The sequence below is a fragment of the Serratia sp. TSA_198.1 genome, from assembly GCF_052686505.1.
In genome coordinates this window covers 167,242-182,354 of sequence record NZ_JBQZFP010000005.1, presented here as the reverse complement: position 1 = coordinate 182,354, position 15,113 = coordinate 167,242, and the positions used below count along the sequence as shown (strand labels likewise).

General features: G+C 50.0%; 17 protein-coding genes. 8 read left to right on the top strand and 9 right to left on the bottom strand.

The window, feature by feature from the left end:
- Nucleotides 1–885, bottom strand: a complete 885-nt coding sequence (locus ACUTSW_RS19555) for an alpha/beta fold hydrolase (protein ID WP_445585140.1) — start codon at nt 883–885, stop codon at nt 1–3.
- 199 nt (nt 886–1,084) lie between these two features.
- Between ACUTSW_RS19555 and ACUTSW_RS19550 the strand changes: the two genes are divergently transcribed.
- Both ACUTSW_RS19550 and ACUTSW_RS19545 read left to right on the top strand, forming a co-directional pair.
- Nucleotides 1,085–1,876 (top strand): IclR family transcriptional regulator, encoded by a 792-nt coding sequence (locus tag ACUTSW_RS19550; RefSeq protein WP_445585139.1) that lies wholly within the window; start codon nt 1,085–1,087, stop codon nt 1,874–1,876.
- A gap of 199 nt (nt 1,877–2,075) precedes the next feature.
- Nucleotides 2,076–2,489, top strand: coding sequence for a MerR family transcriptional regulator (locus ACUTSW_RS19545; protein ID WP_445585138.1), 414 nt, complete (start codon nt 2,076–2,078; stop codon nt 2,487–2,489).
- A gap of 18 nt (nt 2,490–2,507) precedes the next feature.
- Here ACUTSW_RS19545 and ACUTSW_RS19540 read toward each other — a convergent pair whose 3' ends face one another.
- Together ACUTSW_RS19540 and ACUTSW_RS19535 are read right to left on the bottom strand one after the other, a co-directional pair.
- Nucleotides 2,508–3,269, bottom strand: coding sequence for a type 1 glutamine amidotransferase domain-containing protein (locus ACUTSW_RS19540; protein WP_445585137.1), 762 nt, complete (start codon nt 3,267–3,269; stop codon nt 2,508–2,510).
- 26 nt (nt 3,270–3,295) lie between these two features.
- Nucleotides 3,296–3,478, bottom strand: a complete 183-nt coding sequence (locus ACUTSW_RS19535) for a hypothetical protein (protein WP_445585136.1) — start codon at nt 3,476–3,478, stop codon at nt 3,296–3,298.
- Nucleotides 3,479–3,549: 71 nt separating this feature from the next.
- On the opposite strand from ACUTSW_RS19535, the gene ACUTSW_RS19530 reads away from it, so the two are divergent.
- Complete coding sequence (locus ACUTSW_RS19530) at nt 3,550–3,672, top strand: MerR family DNA-binding transcriptional regulator (RefSeq protein ID WP_445585135.1); 123 nt, start codon at nt 3,550–3,552, stop codon at nt 3,670–3,672.
- A gap of 541 nt (nt 3,673–4,213) precedes the next feature.
- Here ACUTSW_RS19530 and ACUTSW_RS19525 read toward each other — a convergent pair.
- The gene (locus ACUTSW_RS19525; protein WP_445585134.1) at nt 4,214–4,537 is read right to left on the bottom strand and encodes a hypothetical protein; all 324 of its coding nucleotides are present in this window, start codon (nt 4,535–4,537) and stop codon (nt 4,214–4,216) included.
- 217 nt (nt 4,538–4,754) lie between these two features.
- Here ACUTSW_RS19525 and ACUTSW_RS19520 point away from each other — a divergent pair, with 217 nt between their 5' ends.
- The 4 genes from ACUTSW_RS19520 to ACUTSW_RS19505 all read left to right on the top strand — a co-directional run bounded on the left by ACUTSW_RS19520 (nt 4,755) and on the right by ACUTSW_RS19505 (nt 10,239).
- Nucleotides 4,755–5,105, top strand: coding sequence for a hypothetical protein (locus ACUTSW_RS19520; protein WP_445585133.1), 351 nt, complete (start codon nt 4,755–4,757; stop codon nt 5,103–5,105).
- 397 nt (nt 5,106–5,502) lie between these two features.
- Nucleotides 5,503–7,377, top strand: coding sequence for a diguanylate cyclase domain-containing protein (locus ACUTSW_RS19515; RefSeq protein WP_445585132.1), 1,875 nt, complete (start codon nt 5,503–5,505; stop codon nt 7,375–7,377).
- A gap of 39 nt (nt 7,378–7,416) precedes the next feature.
- Nucleotides 7,417–9,195, top strand: coding sequence for an EAL domain-containing protein (locus ACUTSW_RS19510; RefSeq protein ID WP_445585131.1), 1,779 nt, complete (start codon nt 7,417–7,419; stop codon nt 9,193–9,195).
- A gap of 306 nt (nt 9,196–9,501) precedes the next feature.
- A complete protein-coding gene (locus ACUTSW_RS19505) occupies nt 9,502–10,239 on the top strand; it encodes a helix-turn-helix transcriptional regulator (protein ID WP_445585130.1) in 738 nt (245 codons plus the stop codon).
- Nucleotides 10,240–10,282: 43 nt separating this feature from the next.
- Here ACUTSW_RS19505 and ACUTSW_RS19500 read toward each other — a convergent pair whose 3' ends face one another.
- Nucleotides 10,283–10,870: a histidine phosphatase family protein gene (locus tag ACUTSW_RS19500; protein ID WP_445585129.1), complete on the bottom strand. Its 588-nt coding sequence runs from the start codon at nt 10,868–10,870 to the stop codon at nt 10,283–10,285.
- Between the two features lie 160 nt (nt 10,871–11,030).
- On the opposite strand from ACUTSW_RS19500, the gene ACUTSW_RS19495 reads away from it, so the two are divergent.
- Nucleotides 11,031–11,267 (top strand): DUF4282 domain-containing protein, encoded by a 237-nt coding sequence (locus ACUTSW_RS19495; RefSeq protein ID WP_445585128.1) that lies wholly within the window; start codon nt 11,031–11,033, stop codon nt 11,265–11,267.
- A gap of 131 nt (nt 11,268–11,398) precedes the next feature.
- On the opposite strand, the gene ACUTSW_RS19490 is transcribed toward ACUTSW_RS19495, so the two are convergent.
- Genes ACUTSW_RS19490 through ACUTSW_RS19475 form a run of 4 tightly spaced genes read right to left on the bottom strand, consistent with a single transcriptional unit; the run spans nt 11,399 to nt 15,102 of the window.
- The gene (locus ACUTSW_RS19490) at nt 11,399–12,184 is read right to left on the bottom strand and encodes an SDR family NAD(P)-dependent oxidoreductase (protein WP_445585127.1); all 786 of its coding nucleotides are present in this window, start codon (nt 12,182–12,184) and stop codon (nt 11,399–11,401) included.
- 11 nt (nt 12,185–12,195) lie between these two features.
- The gene (locus ACUTSW_RS19485) at nt 12,196–12,984 is read right to left on the bottom strand and encodes an SDR family NAD(P)-dependent oxidoreductase (protein ID WP_063199001.1); all 789 of its coding nucleotides are present in this window, start codon (nt 12,982–12,984) and stop codon (nt 12,196–12,198) included.
- Entirely contained in the window at nt 12,975–13,934 is a 960-nt protein-coding gene (locus ACUTSW_RS19480; protein WP_445585126.1) for an alpha/beta hydrolase, read from the bottom strand. The genes ACUTSW_RS19485 and ACUTSW_RS19480 overlap by 10 nt, the downstream gene beginning before the upstream one ends.
- A 16-nt stretch (nt 13,935–13,950) precedes the next feature.
- Nucleotides 13,951–15,102 (bottom strand): acyltransferase family protein, encoded by a 1,152-nt coding sequence (locus tag ACUTSW_RS19475; protein WP_445585125.1) that lies wholly within the window; start codon nt 15,100–15,102, stop codon nt 13,951–13,953.
- Nucleotides 15,103–15,113 lie beyond the last annotated feature (11 nt).

Genomic DNA, 15,113 nt, shown 5'->3' with positions numbered 1-15,113 from the left:
TTAAGGGTGATCAGCTGGCACTATAGAACCCGCAGGGAAACGGGCAGGGTTTTCGTTGAATTGATCGACCATTTGGCTCAATTGCCCAGGTCGTTCAAACACGACTCCATGACCACTGTCGATCTCTTGGTATCGGGCATCGTCTATTGCGCCAAACAGCAATTTGCTGTGCCATAAGGGAACCATCTGATCCTGCCGACAACCCACAATCAATGTGCGGGCGCGAATACGGCCAATTTGATCGGATATATCTATCCGACGATTAAGCGCCATTTGTTGGGCATCAAACGCGGTGGGCCGAATTTTTTCGCGCATTATGCGTAGGTGTTCAGGGGGGAGCATAGTGTAAAAAGCATGGCTGAAGGCACAATACAAAGTAAAATCGGCAAGAGTTTTGCTGCCAGATTGATACAAGTCTTGCCATACAGAGTTTCGCAAGGACTGCTGAACGTCCGTTTTCATCCAACCGGCGATCAACACCAAATTTCTTACCAAGTCAGGCCGTTTCGCCGCAACGGTCGCAACAGCCACGGCCCCAAGAGAGTAGCCGACTAACGTGGCCGGAGTATCGGGTAATAGATGCTCAATCACCCTGGTGATCTGATTTTCAAGATCCTCTAAAGTGACCTCATCCTTGCCGGGAACAGGTGAAAAATCCAGTGCAATCACCCTTTGGTTCAATTCCAATATCGGAAACAGATAACCGTAATGCAACTGAGCATTTCCGCCGGTACCATGTACCAAAACAATGGGGTCGCGGGAGAAAGAGGACACCTCTGAACTACCCGAATCGTAATAATTCACAGGGGAGCCTTGCACATAAACCGTACCGTTCTTCGCCTTCTTCGATAAGGGGATCGCAGCGGCTTGGTATAGATCGTTCATGTTGACCTTCCTTATAATTATATTAAAAGTCCACATAATGGACTTTTAATATTGTCATATTCAATTCGTATAGTTCACATTAACACTAGATCTGCGCTAGCATCGTGTCAACGCCCAAGAATTAGAAAGTGAAATATTTGATTGACTTTGTCTTTAAATTTAATTAATAGTCCGCATGGTGGACTTTATGGAGAAAACAATGAGCAATAAAGGTCAGGTCATCATGAGGATTGCCGCCGTACTTAAAGCCATTGAGAGGGTAGGTCATGCGGGGGCTCGTTTGCGCGATTTGGCTGAAGAGACGAAGATAGCCCGGCCTTCAGTTCACCGATTACTGCAAGAGCTGACTCAGGTTGGTTATGTACAACCCATAGCCAGCCATCGCTATCAACTTGGCCCTGAGCTGTATGCGTTAGGATTGGCTGCTCCTTCTCCTACGCTCGATCTACTCGCCATAGAAAAACTACTGAAAGAGCTTGCCAAATTTACGGGTGACACGATCTATCTGGGCATACAACAGCATCGTGCTGTGCGTTACTTGTTGCGTGTGGATGGGGATTACCCTGTGAGGGCCCAGTTGGTAGAAGCAGGGCAAACAGTACCGCTTGGTAATACGTTGAGCGGTATAGCGCTTTTGGCTAATTACCCGGAATCCGAAATTCCCCTATTTGTTATTCAGGGCTTTCCCCCCTTCGCCGAGAACTCCCCCTATTCGCTACCCGCTCAACGGGTTAAGGCATTAGAAGGACAATGCAGACAATTGCGAACAGAGGGCTATTGTTACAGTCGAGACCTGGTCTGGCCAAGTGTTGCGGGGCTAGCCAGTGTTGTTCCTGTACGGGTGGGAAAACCCTATTTGGCCGTGTCGATCTCAGCTATCAGCGACAGGTTGCCACCTGACCGCGCACAGCAATTAGCCCCCCATCTTTTGCGGACGGTTAAACAGATAGGGGAATTAGTCGACCTCGATCAGTCGTCAGAGACGTCGTAGCGAAATTCCTGGTGGCGTGCATTACAAGGGCACTACTGTCAGACTCGAAACAAGCGCTTCCAACAACGTTAATCCCGCGAGGGTAGTCGTCACTATAGGAATAAGCAGCGTAAAAAAATTGGAATTGCCGAGTTCGCTAACCTGGAGCAGCGGAATGCGCTTTGAATTTGACGGCACGTAAAATGTAATATTAAAGTTCATGCCAACCGCTGAATATGGGGCCAACATTGCAAAGCAAAGCGGATTGGCTGCTTCACGCATCCGCTTCTACGAATCGGCCGGCTTACTTCAAACCGTAGCACGGCGGTCCAATGGTTACCGAGATTATCCACCCGATGCGTTGTTGATTCTGCGAATCATCACGAGCGCCCAGAATGTAGGTTTCTCATTGGATGAGGTCCGTACCATCCTGCCGGCCGATCTGTCGAATTGGCAACATGAGGTTTTACTGGGGATATTACGTCGAAAAATAACGGATATCGAAGCAATTGAAGCGCGCCTGGCGAAGAACAAAGCCCATTTAATCGCGCTGGTAGGTGATATTCAAAACAAACCGGAAGGCATGGATTGCAAGGATAACGCCAAACGACTGTTCATTAACGCTGTTCGATGATATCAGACAAAGTTAGCCTCAGAGGAGGCTAACTACTGCTTGAGCTGTCGCTTTTGCGGACTGAGGATTCTGTCCCGTCACCAGTCGGCCATCAACAACGACCTTCGGTGTAAACGGAAACAGATTCTTTTCGTAGTAAGCGCCATGCAAACGCATACGCGCCTCCAGGTTGTAAGGAACCTCCTTAGCCACACCAGCCAAGATTTCTTCACGCCATGAATATCCGGTAATACGTCGGCCAGTGACCAGCAGGCTCCCATCGGATAGTCTGGTATTAAGCAGACCAGCATAACCGTGACAAACGGACGAAACGATCCCGCCACGTTCGTAAATATCACGGGTGATGGCCTGGAGCTGTATGTCATCTGGGAAATCCCACATGACACCGTGGCCACCGGTGAAATAAATGGCATCGAAGGTTGATGCATCAATAACCTCCGGCCGGGCAGAGTTTTCAAGAAGTTTAGACAAAACTGGATCATTCAGGCCCTCACGTGCCGATTTGTCGAAATGAGGCCATTTGAGCGAACGCGGCTCTATCGGCACTTTTCCGCCCCGCGGGCTGATGATTTCTTGTTCGTACCCTTCGTGCGAAAAGACATCATAGGCGTGCGTCAGCTCGGAAAGCCACAATCCGGTTAGATGAGAAACGTCATCATAATGGCTGGTGTTGGTGACAACATGCAGGATGCGTTTTCTGTTTTTATCTTTCGTACTCATTTGCTTCTGGCTGTCTTGCTGCGTTAAGTTGTTGCGCAAATTGCTGTCTGTTAATTTCATAGTAGTTTCCTTAAAAATTTTAACAATCAAGGTTCATTGTCAGCTTTCCACTGGAGCGGCAAGTCAGGCACTTGCGCCCAGAGCTGGTATAAACGATGCAAGGCTGGACCGGGCACTTGGCCGACGTCGGCCATGTTTTCTTCCATTGCGGCTTTTGCCAAGAGGTTGGGAAGGATGCTGCCGTTGGGTAGGCTGAGCGTGGTAAACATCAGGGCGGATCCTTAATCAAGAAGAGAATCCATGCATACTAAGATTAAAGTTAACTTTAAGGTCAAGCGAAATGAAAATAAGGGAGCTGGCAGAGCGATCAGGTATCGCCGCATCGGCCATACATGACTATGAGCAACAGGGTTTATTGCCTATGGTACATGTTGAGAATGCTAAGGCCATCAGGTTGGAATAATTGTGCTGTAGAGACTGGATGATATTGACATCATCGATAGGAATGCCCCATTTCTTCAAGGATGTACAGTTTGCACAGCCGAGAGATGAGAGATTACTTATTAAGAATTTTATTTTAAACACAAAAAATCACAACGCGAATAGTGTGCATGGTTTTCACATAAACTTTTTTTAATGAAAACTCGGGAAGCGCAACGCAGACAGGGAGTTGTTCAATTATGCAGGTACGGCCTGAATTAAAAAAACAGTCGGCAATGGTGATCACCTACTACTTCATGACAGGGTTTAAGCAATTCGGTGTGCCTGTAGTCGCTATTCGCCGCATGTCACGCTTCAGACCTGACGTACGGCTCATCAAACAAGCATGGGGTGCTAATATTTCTTCTATAAAGCCGTTAAAACGATAAAATATTAGCACTTTTAGTGTTGGGTTTAGATACGGCAGGGTAGTCTGCATTTGGCCCGCATAAAAATTAAGACACCCACGGTCGGTGTCTTTTTTGCAGGTTTCGCCATCAAATCAATAACGCATAGCGGGCAAACTAGGATTGATAAACATTGCCTTTATGCATCTGCAACAGGTGGTTGTCCGCCTGTTCGCTGAGTTCTAACAGGGCAGGGAGCATATGCGCGGAGGCTTTGAGCCAGGCGCTGATTTGCTCCCTGCTGCTTGTTGAGCTCTGTTCCCCGTTTTCCAGCGATTCCGCCAGATACAATAAGCCATGACATAACCCTTCTGCGGATTCCTGAGCCACGGCGCTGAGATCGCACAATTGGATATCGCTGAGTTTGCAGAATTGCAGGTCGGCAATGAGGTTGCGGAAGATGGAGATAGAGGATGCGGTGTTTTCAAATGTCGTGTTCATAGTGTTTTTCCGAGATAGTAGTGGTTGCTACCATCACGCGAGGTTCCAATCTCGGGTGGTGGCCCAGACAGGTTTGGAACCCCGGCTCTCAGAAAAACCGGTCAACCTTGCGGTTGCCCTGCCTGAGCCACCAAAGAGAGTGTGCACGTAGGCGCTGAAAAAACACAAGGTTTTTCAGTTCTGAGATAATCGAGGGTTCCAATCCCGACTGCGGATTTTGCCGCAGCAAGAAGACTTTATCCCGGCGATAACGCGCAGGAAACAGGCTGGATGGATTTACAGGGATTTGTTGCAGGGATTGGAATCTGGCTCGCAATTTATGATTACCTTACCGACCTTATTATCTCCGGCGCCTGTACAGGGTGGGGCAATATTACCGGCAGGATCAACTCCTTGCTCTGAGCGGCTAACATTGATTCCAGAGCGCTATTCTTCACGAGAATTTTTATTTAAATATTATCATCATGATAAATTTAATTACGCCGCCATGATTCTCAATGCAATGATTACAAGTGCAATAATAATGGGTTATCCCATGATAATAAAAAACTACTCCGTATTTAAATAAACTCATCACGTTTCTGTATCAAAAAGCGTTCATCCGTGCGGATAAGGAAGCATGATGAGAAAAGAGCGACGTTTGACGCAGGAATAGTTCCTTTTCGCCTGCACGCGACGCGATATTTGCCTGGGATATCACGCCGTGCATTGACCCACTATACTTTGTATGCCTGAAGCGCTGGAGAATGGAATGCGCTGTCGCCTGCGTCAGGGATGTTTCCCAGCCCTGAGATTCAGGACACCTGGCCAGAAAGCGAGATCGGGCTGATACTGATTGACTCCATGATGGCTGAGGTTGATTGCCGTTCCAGTGAGGGAGGTAATGAACCGATTCTGATTAAAAACACAGCGGCTAGCTCAAAGGACATTGAGCTTAACCGTCGACACAGTAAACCGGAGCACATATGTTCGAGCCATGCTTTCCAGAGAATGAAGCCGAACGTCTGTCGGTTCTGAATTCGTTGAATGTATTGGACACGAATTCAGTGGAAAAATTGGACCGCATCACGCGGCTGGCCGCAAAATATTTTGGCGTCAGCATTGCGCTGATTTCTCTGATAGATCGTGATCGTCAGTGGTTTTTGTCGCGCTTTGGTCTGGATGCCAGGGAGACACCACGCAATATTTCTTTCTGCGGGCACGCCATTTTGCAGCGAGAGACCCTGGTGGTGCCCGATACCGCAGTCGACCCCCGTTTTTTCGATAACCCTCTGGTCACCGGTGGCCCAAAGATTGGGTTCTACGCCGGGCAGCCCTTGCTCTCGCTGGATGGCCTGCCGCTGGGCACGCTGTGCATTATTGACAGCCGTCCTCAATCCTTTTCCCATGACAGGGCGCACGACTTACGGGATTTTGCTGCGGTAATCGAAGAACACCTGCATGGTGTTGAGCGTGATATTTATACCGAAAGCCTGAAATCTAACCTGCAGCGCACTGAAGCCTTGTTTGAACAGACATTTTCTCAGGCGGCGGTAGGCATGGCCCTGGTCTCGCTGGAAGGGTATTGGTTGCGCGTCAACCCACGCATTTGCGAAATGCTGCAGTATTCTGAACGGGAATTGCTGGAGCGCACGTTCCAGGACATCACCCATCCGGACGATCTGCATATCGACCTTGGCCTGCTGAAACAGTTGCTAGCCAACGAGATAGCAACCTATTCGATGGAAAAACGTTATTACCGCGCAGATGGCTCAATTATTTGGGTCCAACTCACTGTTGCCCTTAACCGTTTGCCAAACGGTAATCCCCACCATTTTATCTCGGTCATCGTGGATATCAGCGAGCGTAAAGCGGCTGAGGCCGATTTGTTCGCGTTGCAGCATGAGCTGGAAGAGCGGGTCGAACTGCGTACCCACGAGCTCAGCGTGGCCGTCAATAAACTCAATCTCGAAATTGACAGCAGAGTCCTTACCGAACATCAACTTAGCGCGGAGAAAGAACGTCTACGCGCCATTACCGACAATATGCCGGCCCTGATCAGCCAGATCGACAACGAGGAACGTTATCTTTTCGCCAACAGCGCTTATAAGACCTGGTTTGGCCTGGATGAAGCGCGCCTCAAGGAAATGACGGTACGGGAGTTGATAGGAGAGGCTGCTTATGCGACGGCCAAACCTGTGATCGAAAGAGCGTTATGCGGGGAAACCCTAAGCTTTGAGAATGAACTCCAGACGCGGCAAGGGTTATTGATGGTCCATACCACATTGGTGCCCTGTGAAACGCAGGGTTTCTATATTTTGTCTATGGACATCACTGAGCTTAAACGCTTGCAGCAGCGGCTGGAATACGATGTCACCCATGACATGCTGACAGGCTTAACCAACCGACGCGCTTTCCTGCGCCGGCTGGCCGGCACATTGCAGCTCTGTTGCCCCCAGCAGCAGATGGCGCTGTTGTTCATCGACCTTGATGGTTTCAAAGCCATCAACGACACTTTCGGCCATGATTTTGGCGATCTGATCCTGAAGACTTTCGCCAAACTGCTCAGCGCCTGTGCCGGCACCAACAACAGTGCGTCGCGGTTAGCCGGGGATGAGTTTACGGTGATCCTGTGGCCGCTAATGGATCCGGAGCGCCAGGTCAGTGAATTTTGCGAGAAGCTGCTCACGCAGCTGGCGGCGATAACGCAAATTGGCAATCAGAAGGTGACCCTGTCCGCGAGTATCGGCGCAGCGATATCCTCAGACGGCAATATCAGCGCTGAAGCGTTATTGACCAAAGCCGATGACGCCATGTACCAGGCGAAGTCCGCAGGCAAAAAGACCTATACGATCCGCTAGGTGAACCGTCTTTATCGGCTTTGATGGGGGATTACAGGCATGCTAAGACACCTCAGTAAAAACGAAGATGAACGACAAGCCACGATCGATGCCCTGGAAGGGCTTGATACCAGCCATAATGACGCTATCCATAATGTGTTGGATCTGACGTGCAGGCTTCTGCAAGTGCCCGGCTGTTTTATCTGTCTCTACGGCTCAAAAAAAATCTGGATCAAGGCAAAAATCAATACCGAACTGCAGGATATCGATTTTAACAGCCCGCTCTTCAACTTTGTTCGGCATAGCGGTAAACCGCTGATCTGCAAGGATACCCAGCGGGACAAACGTTTCGCATCAGACCCGATGGTCACCGGCCCTGCCGCGATTCGTCACTATGTCGCCATGCCTATACGTACCCGCGAAGGCTATATTATCGGGGCGTTATGCATCACCGACAAACAACCGCGTTTTTTTTCGGCCGTCAGGGTCGGTTTGCTCAGTAATATGACCACCATCGTCATTGCGCTGATTGAGGCACAAAGTGAGATCGGTTTGGTCGATGCGGTAACGCGTTTCCCTAATCGCCAGAGGTTAATGAGAGAGATCGGTAATCTGTCGTCGGCCTCCGGTGAATATGCCTTGATTCTGCTCGATACGATCGACATTAAATACGCCTACGAAATGGCGCGCTCTTTCGGTCTCTCGGCCGTGGAGCTGGTGTTGGTGGATATTGGGCATTTTCTAAAAGGCACCTTTCTTGGTGAACAACTTTTATACAGCATTTCCCCGGGACGCTTCGCCACCATTATCGATGCCCAAAAAATACACCCGGCAATAGGCATGCTGGAAACCTGCGCAGAGCGGATCCGCCATGAAGTGCGCGGTATCGTGCCGTTGAAACTGGAGCTTTATGCCGGCTACACCCTGTTCTCGGTCCAGGAAAGCAACCCGCAGGAGGTGTTGCGCGAAGCGACCAGCGCCTTACATGACGCAATAGATGAGAGCCTGACCGTCTCGGCATATAACGTATCGAAGGATGCCATACGTAAATACAAATTCAATTTGCTCAATGAACTGGCGGAAAGTCTGAAACAAAGGGCCGGTTTGTATCTTGAGTATCAACCCAAAGTTGAGCTGATCTCCAAGCAGATTGTTGGGGCGGAAGCGCTGCTGCGCTGGCAGCATCCGGTATTGGGCGCCATTCCTACCGGTGATTTTATTCGTCTCGCAGAGAACACGTCGCTGATCAAACCCCTCACCGAGTTTGTGATTTCACAGGCGACTCGCGAGGTCTTCAGGTTGCGTCAGGCAGGGGTCAATATACCTGTATCGATCAATGTCGCCGCCGAAAACTTTGCCGAGAAAAACTTTTCGGGCAGGCTGGACGACGCACTTGGCCACTATAACCTGCAACCCCAAGATATCGAGCTCGAATGTCTGGAATCACAGCGGATCCTCGAAAGCGGTGAGGCGTTAGCCTGTTTGCAGATGCTTAAGGACAAAGGTTACACCATTGCGCTGGATGACTTCGGCGCTGGCTACAGCAATCTAAACTACCTGCGTCATATCCCCGCCAACGTGATTAAGCTGGATGGTTCTTTGATCAAAAACTTGAAAACGGACAACGAGAGCCGAATTGTGGTGCAAAGCATTATTGATATGTTACATCGGCTTAATTATGTCGTGTTGGCCGAAGGCGTAGAAGATCAAGAGTCACTGCACTACCTTGAGCAATATGGTTGCGATATCGCTCAGGGATTTTATTTCTCCCCGTCAGTCAGCCTGGAGAAACTGTGCGTGTTGTTTAATACCCACCCTCAGCGGTTAAAGATATCCTGACTGTATACACCGGTTTTTTCCGGGGTGCTGGCCGCTGGCCAGAGAGGTATGGTGCAGATGAATTTGAAAGGATAGGTTAACAATGCTAAAGTAAGTTTCCCGGCTAGCAGTGGCTTTTTGCATGCCCTGTCTGACCGGAAAATTTTCCCTGGTGTTGGCTATATTGGCTACCTGACCGTACAGGTCAGGTTTTTTTTACCATCGCCTAACGAAGTTTATTATATATCGCGGGTTACTATATATAAGCTGTACTTAAGTCTAGGTTCTTCCCTCTAAAGGGTAAAGCCGGATCGCCACGGAGCGTGCATGTTTTCTACCCTCAATGAAAATCCAATCATAACGGGAACGCTTCGGGAGCATATCGACAGGAAGTTATCATCACTCGGTAGCCCGGCATATGCCTACACGGTTGTCAGGAAGAATAATCCGTCAGATGTTCTCATTATCTCCAGTTACCCTGACGAATGGGTGGATCTCTACCGCACCAATAATTTCCAGCTCACTGACCCGGTGATACTGACTGCGTTCAAACGCGCCTCGCCTTTTGTATGGGGCGAAAATATCACCCTGATGTCAGATAAAATATTTTCCCTCTCTAGGCGATACAACATCGTTAACGGCTTCACTTTTGTATTGCATGACCCTATGAACAACCTGGCATTGCTGTCTGTCATCATCGGCAGCAACGGACAAGGGGCGCTGGAAAAGCGGCTCTCGTCCGATAGCGGCGCTCTGCAGATGTTACTGATTGATTTTAATGAACAGACGTATCGTCTCGCCGGATCGGTCTCCTCCGGTATAAGCGAGCATCATGCGGGCGTGTGCAAACCCATTTTCACTCCACGGGAGAATGAGGTGCTGTATTGGTCCAGCATGGGGAAAACCTATGGAGAGATTGCTGCCATCGCGAGTATTTCCGTGAGTACGGTGAAGTTTCATATGGGCAATATTGTGGTTAAACTGGGCGTCAGCAACGCCCGTCAGGCTATCCGATTGGGCGTTGAGTTGGGGCTTATTACACCGGTAGCGACAGCGGCCAGATAATAAGGAGGCCCATCTATTGAGCCCATTGAAGGCCGTTTTGGCTTTACCCTGCGGATGGGCAGGTCTCCGCCAACTGCGTCAACTCCTCGTTCTCCTGCTTGAAGGTCACTTTGCCCTGATCCAGCGTGACCACAAAAATGCTGTCGAAGTCGCTGCCCGGCCATTTGGGCACCTGATTGGCGTCGCCACCGCGTGCGGCAACGATGTTTTTCACCGCCTTGTCGAGGTTCTTGTGTTCCCAGGCGATAAAGACGCGCGAGTTCTGGTATTTTTCGCTGAGCAGCTCTTGTTCAAGCCCGGCGATGTCGTCGGCGTGGAACTGAATGTTGATGGGTAACTCTGCACGCACGGCGGTGGGCATAATGGTCGATAAAGCGCGCAGCGAACTGCCGCTTTTGTTCTCCTTCGGCCCGGCGGCAAAGATAAAGTCCGGCTTGCCGTAGCGGCTCAGCAGCACCTGCGGTAATGCCAGTGCGCGGTTCAACCCCTTACAGGTCAGCTGGCCGCTGTTGTTGGCGGGTTTCTCCCCGTGCCGGACGAAGATCAGCGTTTCCTGCGCCTGTGCGCTCTGGCTGCACAGCAGCAATGCCGCCAAACAGCCCAGTATGTTGTGGCCTATCTTATTGCGCATCTTTACCCTCAACCTTCATGCAATGGTTCGTTGATTTTCTTGCGCTTTGCGTCGCATAACTCGTTATCATAACCGGCGTAACAAATAGGGCCGGCCGCCATATCGACGCTGACGAGTCGCCTCTGGGATAATTAAATACTGACCTAAGGAAGGATTTACAATGAAAAATATTTTCTTTTTTGACGCGATGCTGACACCGAAAATCATCACTGCCGTTTACTGGCTGTGCCTGCTGGGCATTCTTGTTGGCGGCATTGGAGCGATGTTCTACGGGGAGTTCTTCCGTGGCCTGTTCGGGATTATTCTCGGCGGCGTGTTTACCCGCGTCTGTTTTGAAATGATCATCATTGCATTCAAAAATAACGAATATCTGCGCAAAATCGCCGAAAAGCCGTAATTTAGCCATACTGTCAGGCGCCAGGGTAAGACCGATGATCAGGCGCCTGTCAAAAAATGGGGGTGCTAATGTGCCCCATATCACCGTTTCTGAAGCACCAGGCATTAAGCGGACTTCCCCCATATGCTAAACTAAATAATGCCGCGCAGAACGCCCCCGTCCACCCGCACGGCGGTACCCGTAGTGGCAGAAGCCAGCTCGGAACTGAGATAAACAATCAGGTTGGCCACCTCTTCTGAACTTGCCATCCGGCCCAGTAGTGAGGTCGCGCGTTCATTGCGAATAAAGATACGCCCTGCTTCATCCAACGGCACAGATTGGTCCGGCACCATTTCTCGTACGAAACGTTCGACACCTTCGCTCATGGTTGGTCCAGGCAATACGCTGTTTACCGTCACATTTGTGTTGCGTGCCGCTTCGGCAAAGCCGCGCGCCAGCGTTAACTGTGCGGTTTTGGTAACGGCGTAATGCACCATCTCTGGCGGAACCTGTATTGCCGATTCGCTGGACACAAAAACTACTCGCCCCCAGCCCGCATTTTGCATTTTCGGGATATAATGCCGGGTGAGACGCACGCCGCTCATAAAGTTGACGTTGATAAATTTGAACCACTCTTCATCGTCAATTTCCACCAACGGCTGGGGGGCAAAAATCCCGGCGTTGTTCACCAGAATGTCCACCTGAGGCAGTTGTTCAATTAACGCCGCACAACCTGCCGCCGTGCCTACGTCGGCTAGAATTCCCTTGCTGGGATCGCTGATATTGAGGCGTTTCAGCGCTGCGGCTAATTTCTCTGGGTTGCGCCCATTAATATAGACATCGGCCCCGCTCTCCAGAAGCCCCTTCGCCGCTGCAAAACCAATGCCGGAAGTGGCGCCAGTAACAAGAGCCTTACGTTTGGAATTATCGATAACCATACTCACCTCAGTTAAACAGTAGGAACAATGCCGCCTTCCATCAAAATATTCGAACCGGACATAAACGCTGCTTTTTCTGAAGCCAGATAAAGGATCAGGTCAGCAACTTCTTCCGGAGTGCCCAACCGCCCGGCCGGCATGCCGATCTGGCTAAGGAATTGCTCCAGCGCGCTTTCGCGATCGGTGCCGTATTTTTCTGCCAACGTGTCGAGAATGCCGCCCGGCGCGTCATAGACCGCCGTGCGGATAAAACCGGGGGAGACCACGTTGGAGCGAATACCAAGCGGGGTGAATTCGCGGGACAGCGCTTTTGAAAGCGCCACCACCGCTGCTTTGAACACGCTGTAGTCTGGCAGCAGCGGGTTTGGCATCACCGACGCTTCCGACGCTGTGTGGATGATCACACCGCTTTTCTGAGCCAGCATGTGGGGCAGCGCTGCGCGCGCGGTGCGTACGTAACCGAGAAAATTCAGATTGAAGGTTTCAAGCCAGTTTTCGTCTTTGACGCTAAGAAAACCGTTACGCACTTTGATTACCGCGGCATTATTGATTAATACGTCAATCCTGTCGAAATGGCGGATAGTTTCATCCACGATATATTGCGCGGCATTAGGCTCGGCCAGATCTGCTTCTAACGGCAGAAAGGTTTTGCGGTTTTGAATAGCTTCGAATGGTACCGGATTGATGTCCGCACCTACTACATTGGCGCCGGCTTCCAGCATTTTGCTTACCACACTGGCGCCAATGCCTGAGGCTGCGCCAGTAATAAGTACGATTTTATTCGATAAACTCAGTTCCATTTACGCTCTCCGTGACTGGTTACAGGGGGGATGGCAAAGGCGTTTTTTAATTGTTCAGCGGCGAAAACAATGGCGTCATCGGCCACCGGAAATTTATCCGGCATAAGAATGAAATCATGAATGCTGTCATTCCAACACTTGAGGGCGACAGGTACGCCTGCCTGTTTTAATTTTTCGGCATAGGTATGGGCGTCATCTCGCAATATGTCGTACTGGGCGGTAACAATGGTTGCGCTGCATACCTCTTTGAGCCGGTGCGCTTGCAGAGGGGAGATCAGTGGATCGCTTTTGTCATAGTGTTCAGGCAGATAAGTTTGCCAAAACCACTGCATCATTTCTCGGCTTAAGAAATAACCCTGGTCGTACTCACGTGCTGAGACGGAGTCAAAGCCATAATTCAATACCGGGAATAATAGAACCTGATGACAGAGCGTCGGGACTACATCCCTGCTGGCCTGAGCCAATACCGCGGCAAAGTTTCCGCCTGCGCTGTTACCGCCGACGGCAATGCGTTCAGAGTCGATATCCAGGGCGGCAGCGTTGTGATAAACCCAGTTCAAGGCTTCGAATGCATCTTGCAAGCCGGTAGGGAAAGGGTATTCCGGTGCCAGTCGGTAATCGATGGAAACCACTACGCATTGGGCACAATAGGCCAGGCCTTCGCAAACAGAATCGCTCAGTGCGGGTGTGCCAATAACAAAACCGCCGCCATGAAAATAGACCAGTACAGGTAAGGTTCCGCTAATATTGAAAGGCTTATAGAGTCGGGCAGAGATTTTATTTCCGGTAAGGTTAATCTCTATATCTACTTTATTAACATTCTGTTGATAACTGCCTTCAGTAAAACGGTCCGGAAAGCTGTTTCGAAACTCGACGGCATCCAACTGAGTAAAATCAACCGGTGCCTTGCTATTTTGTTCGGAAAGAAACTCTCTCAATATTTCATTCATTTTTTAGCCTTATACATTAACGTTCAGTTGCAGACTCGGCGGCGATAATGACGGGTTTCTTTTCCGTCCTGGCCAACTGACGCATTACGGGTAATTCGACATAACGATAAAGCAGATAGCCCCCAACCAGAGACGCCAGCAGGCATACCAGAATGATCGATAGCGATGCCGCCAGGCCATAAAGCCTGTCTGCCATCATCTGTTTTGCCGCAATCAGTACCAGGTAATGAACCATGTACATACCGAAAGAAATCTCCCCCAACCAGACGATCAAGCGGGTATTAATCAGCGTTTTTTTTCCAGCCAGATCACCTTGTGCGGCGGCGGTAATCAGCAGGCACAGTGGAATAAAAGTGATGAAATTCAGCGAGTACTGGAAAGGAACAAAATAGGTGGCTATATAGGCGACCAACACCAGCAATACGGTACCAGGCAGCGAGAGAGAAAGGCGCCGGCCAGTCTGCAGCAAACGCGCCATGATCATACCAGCCATAAACTCATACAGGCGGAACGGCGGAAAGTTATAGGCTAACCACCATTGGTTTTCCGACAGAGGCCATTCTTTGAGCTGCGGAGTGCCATCTACCCAGTGAGTAATGGCAAGCTGGGTTAGCGCTAACCCGATGAAAACTGCCCCCAGTGCGGATGGCAGCCAATTGGCGGGTAATTTGCTCACCAGCATAAAAATGGCTGGGAACAGCATGTAGAACAGCATTTCAGAACAAAGCGTCCAACTGGGCTGATTGACGCTGACAAAAATATCAATGTTGTTCGACCAGGAACTGAGCAGCAGCAGGTTCGGTAACCAGGCGTTGCTGTCCGAAACGTAACTTCTGAAGAACGCCAGCATCAGCGCCCAGGTCACCAGATGATTGGGAAAGATCTTCCCCAATCTTTTCAGCCAGAAACGGCGGTTGCTCTGTTGTGGGTTTGCCGACCAAGTCAGCACAAATCCGCTGAGAATAAAGAAGAATGAAACACCAAGCCAACCCGCATTTTTGAATATCAGGGCGTAATTATCGGCAACCTGCATATCTTCAAAAGGATTAAGCATCTTGCCGAGTGATGCATGGAACAGAAACACTAGCAGTGCCGCGAAGATCCTCATGCCAGTCAATGAGGTTAGATTCTTGGGGCGCTGCGCGTTAATCGTATTATTGCTCATCATCCGATAACCTC

Excerpts from the sequence above, each read along its gene's own strand:
- ACUTSW_RS19555 (WP_445585140.1), bottom strand. The coding sequence starts at position 885 with ATGAACGATCTATACCAAGCCGCTGCGATCCCCTTATCGAAGAAGGCG.
- ACUTSW_RS19550 (WP_445585139.1), top strand. The coding sequence starts at position 1,085 with ATGAGCAATAAAGGTCAGGTCATCATGAGGATTGCCGCCGTACTTAAA.
- ACUTSW_RS19545 (WP_445585138.1), top strand. The coding sequence starts at position 2,076 with ATGCCAACCGCTGAATATGGGGCCAACATTGCAAAGCAAAGCGGATTG.
- ACUTSW_RS19540 (WP_445585137.1), bottom strand. The coding sequence starts at position 3,269 with ATGAAATTAACAGACAGCAATTTGCGCAACAACTTAACGCAGCAAGAC.
- ACUTSW_RS19535 (WP_445585136.1), bottom strand. The coding sequence starts at position 3,478 with ATGTTTACCACGCTCAGCCTACCCAACGGCAGCATCCTTCCCAACCTC.
- ACUTSW_RS19530 (WP_445585135.1), top strand. The coding sequence starts at position 3,550 with ATGAAAATAAGGGAGCTGGCAGAGCGATCAGGTATCGCCGCATCGGCC.
- ACUTSW_RS19525 (WP_445585134.1), bottom strand. The coding sequence starts at position 4,537 with ATGAACACGACATTTGAAAACACCGCATCCTCTATCTCCATCTTCCGC.
- ACUTSW_RS19515 (WP_445585132.1), top strand. The coding sequence starts at position 5,503 with ATGTTCGAGCCATGCTTTCCAGAGAATGAAGCCGAACGTCTGTCGGTT.
- ACUTSW_RS19510 (WP_445585131.1), top strand. The coding sequence starts at position 7,417 with ATGCTAAGACACCTCAGTAAAAACGAAGATGAACGACAAGCCACGATC.
- ACUTSW_RS19505 (WP_445585130.1), top strand. The coding sequence starts at position 9,502 with ATGTTTTCTACCCTCAATGAAAATCCAATCATAACGGGAACGCTTCGG.
- ACUTSW_RS19500 (WP_445585129.1), bottom strand. The coding sequence starts at position 10,870 with ATGCGCAATAAGATAGGCCACAACATACTGGGCTGTTTGGCGGCATTG.
- ACUTSW_RS19495 (WP_445585128.1), top strand. The coding sequence starts at position 11,031 with ATGAAAAATATTTTCTTTTTTGACGCGATGCTGACACCGAAAATCATC.
- ACUTSW_RS19490 (WP_445585127.1), bottom strand. The coding sequence starts at position 12,184 with ATGGTTATCGATAATTCCAAACGTAAGGCTCTTGTTACTGGCGCCACT.
- ACUTSW_RS19485 (WP_063199001.1), bottom strand. The coding sequence starts at position 12,984 with ATGGAACTGAGTTTATCGAATAAAATCGTACTTATTACTGGCGCAGCC.
- ACUTSW_RS19480 (WP_445585126.1), bottom strand. The coding sequence starts at position 13,934 with ATGAATGAAATATTGAGAGAGTTTCTTTCCGAACAAAATAGCAAGGCA.
- ACUTSW_RS19475 (WP_445585125.1), bottom strand. The coding sequence starts at position 15,102 with ATGATGAGCAATAATACGATTAACGCGCAGCGCCCCAAGAATCTAACC.